11 protein-coding genes are annotated in these 13,990 nt (G+C 68.5%); 5 read left to right on the top strand and 6 right to left on the bottom strand.

Going from position 1 to position 13,990, the window contains the following annotated elements; translation table 11 throughout:
* The first annotated feature begins 163 nt into the window (after positions 1 to 163).
* The 4 genes from glcE (at position 164) to proC (ending at position 4,185) form a co-directional block, all read left to right on the top strand.
* Positions 164 to 1,252 (top strand): glycolate oxidase subunit GlcE, encoded by a 1,089-nt coding sequence (gene glcE / locus DIE06_RS17625; protein WP_124662506.1) that lies wholly within the window; start codon positions 164 to 166, stop codon positions 1,250 to 1,252.
* A 10-nt stretch (positions 1,253 to 1,262) separates the two neighbouring features.
* A complete protein-coding gene (gene glcF, locus DIE06_RS17630) occupies positions 1,263 to 2,489 on the top strand; it encodes a glycolate oxidase subunit GlcF (protein WP_124662507.1) in 1,227 nt (408 codons plus the stop codon).
* A 134-nt stretch (positions 2,490 to 2,623) separates the two neighbouring features.
* Positions 2,624 to 3,322 carry a YggS family pyridoxal phosphate-dependent enzyme gene (locus tag DIE06_RS17635; protein WP_124610520.1) on the top strand — a complete coding sequence of 233 codons (699 nt, stop codon included), beginning with the start codon at positions 2,624 to 2,626 and terminating at the stop codon, positions 3,320 to 3,322.
* Positions 3,323 to 3,372: 50 nt separating this feature from the next.
* On the top strand, positions 3,373 to 4,185 hold the full coding sequence (gene proC / locus DIE06_RS17640) for a pyrroline-5-carboxylate reductase (protein WP_124662508.1): 813 nt from the start codon (positions 3,373 to 3,375) through the stop codon (positions 4,183 to 4,185).
* A gap of 156 nt (positions 4,186 to 4,341) precedes the next feature.
* Here proC and ubiA read toward each other — a convergent pair whose 3' ends face one another.
* The 6 genes from ubiA to recG form a co-directional block, all read right to left on the bottom strand.
* Positions 4,342 to 5,205: a 4-hydroxybenzoate octaprenyltransferase gene (ubiA, locus tag DIE06_RS17645; RefSeq protein WP_124662509.1), complete on the bottom strand. Its 864-nt coding sequence runs from the start codon at positions 5,203 to 5,205 to the stop codon at positions 4,342 to 4,344.
* A 299-nt stretch (positions 5,206 to 5,504) separates the two neighbouring features.
* Complete coding sequence (gene dpsA, locus DIE06_RS17650; RefSeq protein ID WP_059465436.1) at positions 5,505 to 5,993, bottom strand: non-specific DNA-binding protein DpsA; 489 nt, start codon at positions 5,991 to 5,993, stop codon at positions 5,505 to 5,507.
* A 119-nt stretch (positions 5,994 to 6,112) separates the two neighbouring features.
* Positions 6,113 to 6,268, bottom strand: a complete 156-nt coding sequence (locus DIE06_RS38310; protein WP_185733419.1) for a hypothetical protein — start codon at positions 6,266 to 6,268, stop codon at positions 6,113 to 6,115.
* A 104-nt stretch (positions 6,269 to 6,372) separates the two neighbouring features.
* A complete protein-coding gene (katG, locus tag DIE06_RS17655) occupies positions 6,373 to 8,559 on the bottom strand; it encodes a catalase/peroxidase HPI (protein WP_124662510.1) in 2,187 nt (728 codons plus the stop codon).
* A 637-nt stretch (positions 8,560 to 9,196) separates the two neighbouring features.
* A complete protein-coding gene (locus tag DIE06_RS17660; RefSeq protein ID WP_124662511.1) occupies positions 9,197 to 10,156 on the bottom strand; it encodes a hydrogen peroxide-inducible genes activator in 960 nt (319 codons plus the stop codon).
* 130 nt (positions 10,157 to 10,286) lie between these two features.
* Positions 10,287 to 12,641: an ATP-dependent DNA helicase RecG gene (gene recG, locus DIE06_RS17665; RefSeq protein WP_124662512.1), complete on the bottom strand. Its 2,355-nt coding sequence runs from the start codon at positions 12,639 to 12,641 to the stop codon at positions 10,287 to 10,289.
* Between the two features lie 167 nt (positions 12,642 to 12,808).
* On the opposite strand from recG, the gene queA reads away from it, so the two are divergent.
* A complete protein-coding gene (queA, locus tag DIE06_RS17670) occupies positions 12,809 to 13,876 on the top strand; it encodes a tRNA preQ1(34) S-adenosylmethionine ribosyltransferase-isomerase QueA (RefSeq protein WP_124662513.1) in 1,068 nt (355 codons plus the stop codon).
* Positions 13,877 to 13,990 lie beyond the last annotated feature (114 nt).

Here is a 13,990-nt window from a genome sequence, read left to right on the forward strand (position 1 = left end):
GCCCGTGCCGATGCGTGGGCCGCGGCGAACCGCCCTGCCCGCGCCGGCCGTGCGCGCGGCGGCGCCTGCATGCCTGCGCGATACAGGGCTTAGGGATAGTCGCGATGTGGATTCGCGCCACCCCGGTACAATCGACCGGACAACAACGAGGCAGCAACAGAACATGGAAGAGGACGACATCGTCGCCGGTTGGGCCGAGCGCATCCGTGCCGCCAGTGCCGACGGCCGGCCGCTGCGGATTCGCGGCGGCGGCACCAAGGACTGGTATGGCCAGGCGCTGGACGGCGAAATACTCGACACGCGCGCGTTTCAGGGCGTCGTGTCGTACGACCCGGCCGAACTCGTCGTCACGGTCCGCGCGGGCACGCCGCTCGCGCAGCTTGAAACCGTCCTCGCCGAGTGCGGCCAGATGCTGCCGTTCGAGCCGCCCCACTTCGGCCGCGCGGCCACCGTCGGCGGCTGCATCGCGGCGGGCCTCGCAGGCCCGCGCCGCGCGACCTGCGGCGCGCCGCGCGATTTCGTGCTCGGCGTCACGCTGATGAACGGCCGCGGCGAAGTGCTGCGCTTCGGCGGGCAGGTCGTGAAGAACGTCGCCGGCTACGACGTGTCGCGGCTGATGGCTGGCGCGCTCGGCACGCTCGGGCTGATGCTCGACCTGTCGATCAAGGTGCTGCCGGTGCCGGTCGCCGAAGTCACGCTGAAGTTCGAGATGAGCGCGACCGACGCGGTGCGCAAGCTCAACGAATGGGGCGGCCATCCGCTGCCCGTCAGCGCGAGCGGCTGGCGCAACGGCACGCTCGTGCTGCGGCTGTCCGGTGCGGAAGCCGCCGTGAAATCGGCGAAGACGCTGCTCGGCGGAGAAGTCGTCGACGCGGTCGAGGCCGAGCGCTTCTGGGCCGGCCTGCGCGAGCACACCGACCCGTTCTTCAACGGCATCCCGCCCGGTTATGCGCTGTGGCGGCTCGCGCTGCCGTCGATCACCGAACCGATGCACCTGCCCGGCACCCAGCTGATGGAATGGGGCGGCGCGCAGCGCTGGTGGATCACCGACGCCGACGCGCAGACGGTGCGCATGAGCGCGAAGCAGGCCGGCGGCCATGCGACGCTGTTCCGCGCGGGCGAATCCTACGACCGCAGCGCGGGCGTGTTCACGCCGCTGCCCGCGCCGCTGATGAAAATTCACCGCGGGCTGAAGACTGCATTCGATCCCGCACGCATCTTCAACCGCGGCCGGCTCTACCCGGATCTCTGAGCTCTGAGCGATGCAAACGAACCTCGCCGATTTCATCCGCAATACGCCCGACGGCGACGAGGCCGACGCGATCCTGCGCAAGTGCGTGCATTGCGGCTTCTGCACCGCGACGTGCCCGACCTACCAGCTGCTCGGCGACGAACTCGACGGCCCGCGCGGCCGCATCTACCTGATCAAGCAGATGGTCGAAGGCGCGCCCGTCACGCGCAGCACGCAGCAGCACCTCGACCGCTGCCTCACCTGCCGCAGCTGCGAGACGACCTGCCCGTCGGGGGTCCAGTACGGCCGGCTCGTCGAAATCGGCCGCAAGCATGTCGAGGCGCAAGTGCAGCGCCCCGTGCAGCAGCGGCTCGTGCGCCGCCTGCTCGCGAGCGTCGTGCCGAACGCGGCGCTGTTCTCGCCGATCATGCGGCTCGGCCAGCACGTGCGGCCACTGTTGCCGAAGCGGCTGCGCGACAAGGTGCCGCCGCGCACGAGGCTGCTCGAATGGCCGCAGCGCACGCATCCGCGCAAGATGCTGATGCTCGCGGGCTGCGTGCAGCCGTCGATGCTGCCGAACATCAACATCGCGACCGCGCGCGTGCTCGACGCGCTCGGCGTCGAGACGGTCGTCGCGCCCGACGCGGGCTGCTGCGGCGCGATCCGCCTGCACCTGAACTACCACGACGAAGCGCTCGCCGACGCGCGGCGCAACATCGACGCATGGTGGCCGTACGTCGAGCAAGGCGCCGAGGCGATCGTGATGAACGCATCGGGCTGCGGCGCGACGGTGCTCGAATACGCGCACCTGCTGCGCGACGACCCGGCCTATGCGGAGAAGGCGCAACGCATCGTCGCGCTGACGCGCGACATCTCCGACGTGCTGCTCGCGTTCGAGGCCGAGCTCGCGACGCTCGCGCGGCGCCGCGCGATCCATACCGTCGCGTACCACCCGCCGTGCACGCTGCAGCACGGCCAGCAGTCGCGCGGCAAGGTCGAGCGCCTGCTCGAGACGCTCGGCATCGACGTGCGGCTGCCGGCCGACAGCCATCTGTGCTGCGGGTCGGCCGGCACCTATTCGCTGACGCAGCCGTCGCTGTCGTACCGGCTGCGCAAGCAGAAGCTGCTGAAGCTGCAGGCGCTCGAGCCGCAGATGATCGTGTCCGGCAACGTCGGCTGCATCGCCCATCTGCAGAGCGGCACGCAGATTCCGGTCGCACACTGGATCCAGCTCGTCGAGCATCTGCTGTACGGCTAGCGCGGTGCCGGCCCGGCCGGTCGCGCACGGCATCCGGTCCGTATAATGGGCGAATCGATGCGGCGCGTGCCGTGCCGCATCCGCCGCGGTATTCACCGCCGCATTCGCTTCCCGTGCCTGCTTCCGCGCCCGTCATGTCCGATTTCGCCGCCCGTCTCGACTCCGTTCACCGCCGCATCGCCGACGCCGCCCGCGCGGCCGGCCGCGATCCCGCCACCGTCTCGCTGCTCGCCGTGTCGAAGACGTTTCCCGCCGACGACGTGCGCGCCGCGCATGCGGCCGGACAACGCGCGTTCGGCGAGAACTACGTACAGGAATCGATCGACAAGATCGACGCGCTCGCGGATCTCCGCGCCGCGCTCGAATGGCATTTCATCGGGCCGCTGCAATCGAACAAGACGCGCCCGGTCGCCGAACGGTTCGACTGGGTCCATTCGATCGACCGGCTGAAGATCGCGCAGCGCCTCGCCGAACAGCGCCCCGCGCACCTGCCGCCGCTGAACGTATGCGTGCAGGTGAACATCAGCGGCGAGGCGTCGAAGAGCGGCGTCGCGCCGGCCGACGTGGCCGACGTCGCGCGCGCGGTCGCCGCGCTGCCGGCACTGCGCCTGCGCGGGCTGATGGCGATTCCCGAGCCGGCCGGCGATACCGACGCGCAACGCGCGCCGCATCGCGCGCTGCGTGCGCTGTTCGATGCATTGCGTGCGGAAGGCCTGCCGCTCGACACGCTGTCGATGGGCATGTCCGCCGATCTCGAGGCCGCGGTGCTCGAAGGCGCGACGATCGTGCGCGTCGGCACCGCGATCTTCGGCGCACGCGATTATTCGCACTGAGCGCCGCCCCTTTTCGCCTTTCCGTTCACTCACTCGCTCAATCCGACATCATGAAAATCGCATTCATCGGCGGCGGCAACATGGCCGCGGCCCTGATCGGCGGCCTGGTCAAGCGCGGCGTCGCCGCTGACGGCCTGTATGCCATCGACGTCAACGAGGACGTCCGCGCGCGCGCCGCGCAGCAATTCGGCATCCGCACCGGCGCGGCCGTCGACGCGACGCTCGCGGACTACGACGCGATCGTGCTCGCGGTGAAACCGCAGGTGCTGAAGGACGTCGCGCAGGCGCTCGCGCCGCAGCTGAAGTCGCAGCTCGTGATCAGCATCGCGGCCGGCATCCGCGGCACCGACCTCGCACGCTGGCTCGGCGACTACGCGCGCGTCGTGCGCACGATGCCGAACACGCCCGCGCTGGTCGGCATGGGCGTGACGGGTCTCGCCGCGCTGCCGGGCGTCGACGCGGCCGGTCGCGAGCTCGCGTCGAACGTGCTCGGCGCGGTCGGCGAGATCGTCTGGTTCGACGACGAAGCGCAGCTCGATGCCGTCACGGCGATTTCGGGCAGCGGTCCGGCCTACGTGTTCTATTTCATCGAAGCGCTGCAGGAAGCCGCGCGCCGCCTCGGCATGAACGACGAACAGGGCCGCGCGCTCGCGGTCGCGACCTTCGCGGGTGCCGCGCAGCTTGCCGCGCAATCGGGCGAACCGGCGAGCGTGCTGCGCGAGCGCGTGACGTCGAAGGGCGGCACGACGGCCGCCGCGCTCGCGTCGTTCGATGCGCAGGGCGTCAAGGAAGCGATCGTGCGCGGCGCGCTGGCAGCCGAGGCACGCGCGAAGGAAATGGGCGACGAGCTCGGCCGCGCGTAAGCGCGCCGGCGGTGCCGGCCCAGCGCTCGCTGCACGCGTCGGACGCCCTGCCCCGTCATGCTGATGTGCACGCACAACAAAAAAGGCGGCCCAGGCCGCTTTTTTGTTGGTATCGCGTTCCGCACCGCATACCGCCTGCGGTGAGGATCGGGAAACTCAGCTCCCTGCCAGCAGGTAATGCACGGCGATCCCGGCGAACAGCACGCCGCCGAGCCAGTTGTTGTGCCGGAACGCCGCGAAGCACGGCATCCGCTCGCGGTCCTTGATCAGCGCGTAGTGATACAGCGCGCAGCCGACCGCAGCCGCCCAGCCGGCCCAGTACGCGAGGCCGAAGCCGAGCGTCACGCCGATCCACACGTAGATGCCGAGCGTCGCCGCGTAGCACAGCATCACGGCCGCGACGTCGAACCGGCCGAACGTCAGTGCGGACGTGCGGATGCCGATCTTGATGTCGTCGTCGCGATCGACCATCGCGTATTCGGTGTCGTACGCGACGGACCAGAAGATGTTCGCGACCAGCATCACCCACGCGATCGCCGGCACCGTGTCCTGCACGGCCGCGAACGCCATCGGGATGCCGAAGCCGAACGCGATGCCCAGATAGGCCTGCGGAATCGCGAAGAAACGCTTCATGAACGGATACGAGCCGGCGACGAACAGCGCGACGACCGACAGCTCTTTCGTCAGCGTATTGAGCGGCAGGATCAGCAGGAACGAGATGAAGGCCAGCACCACCGCGATCGCGACAGCTTCCCATGCGCGGATCTTGCCCGACGTCAGCGGCCGGTCGGCCGTGCGCTTCACGTGACGGTCGAAATCGCGGTCGGCATAGTCGTTCATCGCGCAGCCGGCCGAGCGCATCAGCAGCGTGCCGAGCGCGAAGATCACGAGCAGCGGCCAGCGCGGATGGCCGTCCGACGCGATCCACAGTGCATTGAGCGTCGGCCAGAGCAGCAGCAGGCTGCCGATCGGCTTGTCCATCCGGACGAGCCGCAGATACAGGGGAAAGCGGGCAAGCATGGCGAAGCACCGGGAAGAGAATCCCGGCATTTTAGAGCCGAGCGGCGGTTCGCGTCATGTCGGGACGGCCCGCGGCCGGGTGGCGCGGCCCGCGCGTCGGCCGTCCGAGCCCGCTGCAAGCGGCTGGACGGGCCCGCGCGTCGATCAAGGGACAGATGCGTGGCGGCACCCATCCGCCCCTGGTCGAAATGCGATCCGATGCCGGCAGCGCGGCCCCGGCTTGATGCCGGGATACCCCGCTGATCACCCGCTGATCACCTGCTGATGCCGGCCACAGCGCGCGACTGGCCGCACCGACCTTACGCGAGCAGCGACCGCAGCATCCACGCGGTCTTTTCATGCGTCTGCAGGCGCTGCGTCAGCAGGTCGGCGGTCGGCTCGTCGCTCGCCGCATCGGCGATCGGAAAGATTTCGCGCGCTGTGCGCACGACCGTCTCGTGCCCTTCGACAAGCTGGCGGATCATCTCTTCGGCGGCCGGCACGCCGTTCGCTTCCGGCACCGACGACAGTTTCGCGAAATCCGCGAACGTACCCGGCGCGACGACGCCGAGCGTGCGAATGCGTTCGGCGACCGAATCGACCGCGAGCCACAGTTCGTTGTACTGCTCCTCGAACATCAGGTGCAGCGTGTTGAACATCGGACCCGTGACATTCCAGTGGAAGTTGTGGGTCTTCAGGTACAGCGAAAACGTATCGGCAAGCAGGCGCGACAGGCCGTCCGCGATTTTCCTGCGGTCCTTGTCGCTGATGCCGATGTTGATCTGCGTGGCGTTGCCTTTCCTGGCCATCTTCGGGACTCCTCATTCGAAATGTGAACCGGCGAAAATGCGTCGAGCAATCCGCATGCCGCGTCGCGCGGCATCCGTTCGCGACTTGCCGGCCTGGCGCGACGAACGAATCGCTGCGCTCAGCCGCCGGCACTCGAGACGATCGGCGCGAGCGCATGCAGCGCCTGCGCGACCAGCTCGGCCGCACCGCCGATGACGATCGCGAAACCGACGATACGGCGCGCCCACTCGGCCGGCGTAAACGCGGCGCGCATGTTCAGCATCATTTGCGTCATGGTCGTCACTCCTTCGACAAGATATTGAATCGGAAGAAAAAACGGCCGGTCGTGCGACCGGCCGCTCCACATTGCAACGTGACTGTGCTAACGCATCACGACATTCACGCGAGGTCGAAGCGGTCGAGGTTCATCACCTTGTTCCAGGCCGCGACGAAATCGCGTACGAACTTCTCGTTCGCGTCCGCGCTGCCGTACACCTCGGCCAGCGCACGCAGCTGCGAATGCGAACCGAAGATCAGGTCGACGCGCGTGCCGGTCCACTTGACCTGGCCCGTCGCCCGATCACGCCCTTCGAACACGTCGTTCGCGGCCGACACCGGCTTCCACTCCGTGCCCATGTCGAGCAGGTTCACGAAGAAGTCGTTGGTCAGCGAGCCCGGACGATCGGTGAACACGCCATGCTTTGCGTCGCCGACGTTCCCGCCGAGCACACGCAGGCCGCCGACGAGCACCGTCAGCTCCGGCCCGCTCAGCGTCAGCAACTGGGCCTTGTCGACCAGCAGCGCCTCGGCCGGCGTCTTGTACGGGTGCTTCAGGTAGTTGCGGAAGCCGTCCGCAACCGGCTCGAGCACGGCCATCGCCTCGACGTCGGTCTGCGCCTGCGATGCGTCCATCCGGCCCGGTGCGAACGGCACCGTCACCGCGACACCCGCATTCTTCGCGGCCTGTTCGACGCCGGCCGCACCCGCGAGCACGATCAGGTCGGCGAGCGACACCTTCTTGCCGCCCGTCTGCGCATCGTTGAACGCCTTCTGCACGCCTTCGAGCGTCTCGAGCACCTTCGCGAGCGCCGCCGGCTGGTTCACGTCCCAGTCCTTCTGCGGTGCCAGGCGGATGCGCGCACCGTTCGCGCCGCCGCGCTTGTCCGAACCGCGGAACGTCGAGGCCGACGCCCATGCGGTCGACACGAGCTGCGCGACCGACAGGCCGGACGCGAGCACCTTCGCCTTCAGCGCCGCGACGTCCGCGTCATCGATCAGCGGGTGATCGACGGCCGGGATCGGGTCCTGCCACAACAGTTGCTCGGCCGGCACTTCCGGGCCGAGATAGCGCGCACGCGGCCCCATGTCGCGGTGCGTGAGCTTGAACCAGGCGCGCGCGAACGCGTCGGCGAACTCGGCCGGGTTCTCGTAGAAGCGGCGCGAGATCTTCTCGTAGGCCGGGTCGAAACGCAGCGACAGGTCGGTCGTCAGCATCGTCGGGCGATGCTTCTTCGACGCGTCGAACGCATCCGGAATCACTTCGTCGGCGCCCTTCGCGACCCACTGGTGCGCGCCGGCCGGGCTCTTCGTCAGTTCCCATTCGTAGCTGAACAGATGCTTGAAGAAGTCGTTGCTCCACTTCGTCGGCGTCGACGTCCACGTGACTTCGAGGCCGCTCGTGATCGCGTCCTGGCCCTTGCCCGATGCGTACGTGCTCTTCCAGCCGAGCCCCTGCTGCTCGATGCCCGCCGCTTCCGGCTCCGGACCGACGGCTGATGCGGGGCCCGCGCCGTGCGTCTTGCCGAACGTGTGGCCGCCGGCGATCAGAGCGACCGTCTCTTCGTCGTTCATCGCCATCCGCGCGAACGTCTCGCGGATGTCGCGTGCCGCCGCGACCGGGTCGGGGTTGCCGTCCGGGCCTTCCGGGTTCACGTAGATGAGACCCATCTGCACGGCCGCGAGCGGGTTCTCGAGGTCACGGTCGCCCGAGTAACGGCTGTTCGGGCCGCCGCTCAGTTCCAGCCAGATCTTTTCCGAACCCCAGTAGACGTCGTCCGGTTCCCACGTGTCGACCCGGCCGCCCGCATAACCGAAAGTCTTGAAGCCCATCGATTCGAGCGCGACGTTGCCGGTCAGGATCAGCAGGTCGGCCCACGAGATGTTGCGGCCGTACTTCTGCTTGATCGGCCACAGCAGCCGGCGTGCCTTGTCGAGGTTCCCGTTGTCCGGCCAGCTGTTCAGCGGCGCGAAGCGCTGCTGCCCGCCGCCCGCGCCGCCGCGGCCGTCGGCGGTCCGGTACGTGCCGGCGCTGTGCCAGGCCATCCGGATGAACAGGCCGCCGTAGTGGCCGAAGTCGGCCGGCCACCAGTCCTGAGACGTCGTCATCAACGCCTGCAGGTCGCGCTTCACCGCCGCGAGGTCGAGCTTGTTGAACGCTTCCGCGTAGTCGAAATCCTTGTCCATCGGATCGGACAGTGCCGAGTGCCGGTGCAGGATGTTCAGGTTCAGCTGGTTCGGCCACCAGTCCTTGTTCGACGTGCCGCTGCCTGCGGTGTGATTGAACGGGCACTTCTTTTCGTTCGACATGCGTTTTCTCCTAGGCTTGCTCATGTGCCCCACCGACCGGGCCCGGCATCGTGCCGCGCGGTTCGTGGGGTGTCATTGCGGGGGTAAGAAACGGAACAGGTTGGTCCTCCTGTCGTACTACGGGATGTCGTGCGGGGCCTTCGATGCGCGTTCCCGTTGCGAAGCGCCGCAGGCGGGGCGCTCCAGGAATCCGCGACCGGCCGGCGCTGCGCCGGCGGTACGCGCGGTTTTCCGGACTTCGGACATGCAATGCTCCCTCATGGCTGGACGGCGGGTGAATCGGGGGAACACAGGACCAGCGCGGCGGCACTCATCCGCCATACACACGGTCCGCCAGGTACGCGAACGCAATCGGGCGCAGGCTGCGGGCCGCGGCCCTGGCGCGAGTTACGACCTCATCGCGCGACGGGATGTTCCGCTGCGCGTGCTGCAATACCGACCGCATCATGACATCCTCCTTTGACGCTTGCATTCAACGTGCGGACCGGACCGTCGATCCGACGCCGATCCATGTAGAGGATTCTATTTTCATCTATCGAATATTTGAATTTGATTACTTTTATCTATTCGATAGGGAAAAATAAACGGGGTCGCAAGACCCCGTCCATCGGCCGTCTTCAAGCGCGCCGCGCCCCGCTCAGTTCATCGTCGCAGGCATGTCGAGCTTTGCGACGCCCGGCAGATCGCACGCGGCGATCGCCTCGCTGATCGCGTCGATCGCGGGCATCCGCGTGAAGCTCTTGCGCCACACCAGCACGACGCGGCGATCCGGCACCGGTTCGTTGAACGGCACGTACGACAGCAGCTCGGCGTCGGGGCCGTTCGCGCGCGGTCCGACCTCGGCGACCGACATCCGCGGCAGCACCGTGATGCCGACCCCGCTCGCGACCATATGGCGAATCGTCTCGAGCGACGAGCCCTCGAAGGTCTTCTGGATGCCGTCGGCCGTCTGCGAGAAACGCATCAGCTCCGGACACACGCCGAGCACGTGATCGCGGAAGCAATGGCCGTTGCCGAGCAGCAGCATGGTTTCCTGCTTCAGGTCCTCGGCATCGATCTCGTCGCGCTTCTCCCACGGGTGCCCTGCCGGCAGCGCGACGACGAACGGCTCGTCGTACAGCGGCCGCACCATCAGGCCGGTTTCGGGGAACGGCAGCGCCATGATCGCGGCGTCGATCTCGCCCTGCTTCAGCAGTTCGAGCAGCTTCAGCGTGTAGTTCTCCTGCAGCATCAGCGGCATCTGCGGCACGCGCTGGATCATCTGCTTGACGAGCGTCGGCAGCAGGTACGGCCCGATCGTGTAGATCACGCCGAGACGGAACGGGCCGACAAGCGGGTCCTTGCCCTGTTTCGCGATCTCCTTGATCGCGAAGGTCTGCTCGAGCACGCGCTGTGCCTGCGTGACGATCTGGTCGCCGATCGGGGTCACGCTCACTTCGCTCGCGCCGCGCTCGAAAATCTGCACGTTGAGCTCGTCTTCCAGCTTCTTGATCGCCACCGATAGCGTCGGCTGGCTCACGAAGCATGCTTCGGCCGCGCGACCGAAATGCCGTTCGCGCGCGACCGCGACGATGTATTTCAATTCAGTCAGGGTCATTGTGGGTCAATCAGGGATATACAGGCGATAGGTTTAATTTATACACCCGTTGGCACCGGTTCGCCAAGTTTCTCTGCATCGCGACGCGCCGAATAAGCGCTGAATGGCGGTTTTAAATCCGACCCTGGAATCAAGCTTTCAGATATTGCTCCCGCGCGCCGAGCCAGCGCGCGAGATGCTGCGTGACCACGTCGGGATACGCGGCGATCAGTCGCGCCGCCGCGTCGCGGGCCGGGTCGATCAGCCAGCCGTCGGTCTCGAGGTTCGCGAAGCGCAGCATCGCCGCGCCGGACTGGCGCGCGCCGAGGAATTCGCCGGGGCCGCGGATCTCGAGGTCGCGCCGCGCGATCTCGAAGCCGTCGGTCGTCTCGCGCATCGTCTTCAGCCGCTCGCGCCCGGTGAGCGACAGCGGGCCCGTGTACAACAACACGCATACCGACGCCGCGGTGCCGCGCCCGACGCGGCCGCGCAGCTGGTGCAGCTGCGCGAGGCCGAAGCGCTCCGCATGCTCGATCACCATCAGCGACGCATTCGGCACGTCGACGCCGACCTCGATCACGGTCGTCGCGACGAGCAACTGTACGTCGTTGCGCGTGAAGGCCTCCATCACGGCTGCCTTGTCGGCCGGCGACAGCCGCCCGTGCACGAGCCCGACCTTCAGTTCGGGCAGCGCCGCGGCGAGCGTCTCGTAGGTTTCGACGGCGGTCTGCAGCTGCAGCGTCTCGCTCTCCTCGATCAGCGGGCACACCCAGTACACCTGGCGTCCGGTCAGCGCGGCCTCGCGCACGCGGGCGATCACTTCCTCGCGCCGCGCATCGCCGACCAGACGCGTCAGCACCGGCGTGCGGCCCGGCGGCAGTTCGTCGATCGTCGACACCTCGAGATCCGCGTAATACGTCATCGCGAGCGTGCGCGGGATCGGCGTGGCCGACATCATCAGCTGGTGCGGCTGGAAATCGCGCGCACCGTTGGCCGCGTTCGCGGCCTTCGCGCGCAGCGCGAGACGCTGCTCGACGCCGAAGCGGTGCTGCTCGTCGACGATCACGAGGCCGAGCCGCGCGAATTCGACGGTGTCCTGGATGATCGCGTGCGTGCCGATCACGAGCTGCGCGGTGCCGAGCGCCGCGGCCTCGATCGCCGCGCGCTTCTCCTTCGCCTTCAGGCTGCCCGCGAGCCATGCGACCGATACACCGAGCGGCTCGAGCCACGCGCGCAGCTTGCGCGCGTGCTGTTCCGCGAGGATTTCGGTCGGCGCCATCAGCGCGGCCTGGTAGCCGGCGTCGATCGCCTGCGTCGCGGCCAGCGCCGCGACGACCGTCTTGCCGCTGCCGACGTCACCCTGCAGCAGCCGCTGCATCGGATGCGCGAGCGTGAGGTCGTGCGCGATCTCGTCGACGACGCGCGACTGCGCGCCCGTCAGCGTGAACGGCAGCGCCGCGTAGAGGCGCGTCGTCAGCGCGTCGGCATCGGCCGCGGTGCGGCGAGGCATCGCGGGCGCCGCGCGCGTGCGGCGCTCCTCGTGCGCGCGCTTGAGCGACAGCTGCTGCGCGAGCAGCTCCTCGAACTTGATGCGCGTCCAGGCCGGATGCGAGCCGTCCATCAGCGCGGCTTCGTCGGAGTCGACACCCGGGTGGTGCAGGACGCGCACGGCCTGCGCGAGCGTCGGCACCCCGAGCGGCTTCAGGTAGTCGCGCTCGATCTCGGGCGGCAGCAGCTCCGGCAGCGGCGTGCGCTCGACCGCGTTCTCGATCGCCTTGCGCAGATACGCCTGCGACACGCCGGCCGTGCTCGGATAGACGGGTGTAAGCACCTGTGGCAACGGTGCACCCGCCTCGACGACGCGCACCGCCGGATGCACCATCTCCATCCCGAAGAAGCCGCCGCGCACATCGCCGCGCACGCGCAGCCGCTGGCCGACGGCCATCTGCTTGACCTGCGAGCCGTAGAAATTGAGGAAGCGCAGCACGAGCTGCTCGCCGTCGTCGTCCTGGATCTTCACGACGAGTTGCCGACGCGGCCGGTACGCGACCTCGTTGTCGAACACGACGCCCTCGGTCTGCGCGATGCCGCCCGGCAGCAGTTCGCCGATCGGCGTGAGCGTGGTTTCGTCCTCGTAGCGCATCGGCAGATGCAGCACGAGATCGATCGAGCGCGTGAGGCCGAGCTTCGCGAGCTTGTCGGCCGTCTTCACGGGTTTGTCGGCGGCCGGCTTCTTCTTGCGTTTCGTGCCGGATGTACCCGCTTCGCCCGCTTCGTCACCGCCCGCGCCCGGTTCGACCCCGGGCGCGGCGGCGGCCGGCTGTGCGAGCCGCCCGTCGGCGCCGCGCTTCGGGCCCGCGCGGCGCGGCGCGGCACTGCGCGGCTCCGCGCGGGCCACGGAACCGCGCTCCCCCGCGCTTTGCGCGGGTAATGCGGCATCGTCCGCGTCGAACGGATCGGCGGAATCGGCAACGGCGGCGGTGGAACGGCGTGGTGACACAGGCATCGGATCGTCTGGGTGCTTCGCAAGGCAAGTACAATAGCGGCTTTCACGTCGTCCGAACGAACGACGCCGGCCAGGCCGCGCATCCCGCCATCATAGCGGCTCGCGCGCCCCATTTATGCGTTTCCGCCCTGTCGGCGGCGCCCGCCGGCCGTTTCGAACCAGCCCGCATGTTCACGCTTTCCGATTTCGATTTCAATCTGCCACCCGAGCTGATTGCGCAAACCGCGCTGCCCGAGCGCACCGCGAGCCGCCTGCTCGAGGTCGATGGCACCGTCGAGCCCGCGCGCCTCGTCGATCGCCGCTTCGCCGAGCTGCCGTCGTGCATCGCGCCCGGCGACCTGCTCGTGTTCAACGATACCAAGGTGCTGAAGGCGCGCTTCTTCGGCCAGAAGGCCAGCGGCGGCAAGATCGAGGTGCTGATCGAGCGCGTGACCGGCACGCACACCGCGCTCGCGCAGATCCGCGCGAGCAAGTCGCCGGGCGCCGGCACGACGCTGCGCCTCGCCGATGCGTTCGACGTGACGGTCGGCGAGCGTGTCGAGCCGTTCTTCACGCTGCATTTCCCGGCGCCGTGCCTCACGCTGATCGAGCAGCACGGCCGCCTGCCGCTGCCGCCGTACATCGAGCACGACGCCGACGCGAACGACGAGACGCGCTACCAGACCGTCTATGCGAGCAACCCGGGCGCGGTCGCCGCGCCGACGGCCGGCCTCCATTTCGACCAGCCGCTGCTCGAGAAACTCGACGCGATGGGCGTCGAGCGTGCAACGCTGACGCTGCACGTGGGCGCCGGCACGTTCCAGCCGGTGCGCGTCGAGAACATCGCCGAGCACCGGATGCACAGCGAGTGGTACGACCTGCCGCAGTCGCTCGTCGACAAGATCGCCGCGACCCATGCGCGCGGCGGCAACGTGATCGCGGTCGGCACAACGTCGATGCGCGCGCTCGAAGCCGCGGCGCGCAGCGCCGCCGAAGCCGGGCGCCCGCTCGCGGCGACGCAGGCCGAGACCGACATCTTCATCACGCCCGGCTACCGCTTCCGGATCGTCGACCGGCTCGTCACGAACTTCCACCTGCCGAAGTCGACGCTGCTGATGCTGGTGTCCGCGTTCGCGGGCGTCGAGACGATCCGCGCCGCGTACCGGCATGCGATCGACGAACGCTACCGCTTCTTCAGCTACGGCGACGCGATGCTGCTCACGCGGCGCGACACGCCGGAGGCGCCGCGCGCGTAGGCGCGGCAGGTACGAAGACGCACCTGCCCGCGACCGCGCAGCCGCCGTTGCACCCGTTTTCCCGCTGCGCGCGCCGATGGCGTACGCCCGCTTTCCCCCGCCGCCGGCTTGCCG

The organism is Burkholderia sp. Bp8998, from assembly GCF_003854235.1.
In the GTDB taxonomy this organism is placed as follows: Bacteria; Pseudomonadota; Gammaproteobacteria; order Burkholderiales; family Burkholderiaceae; genus Burkholderia.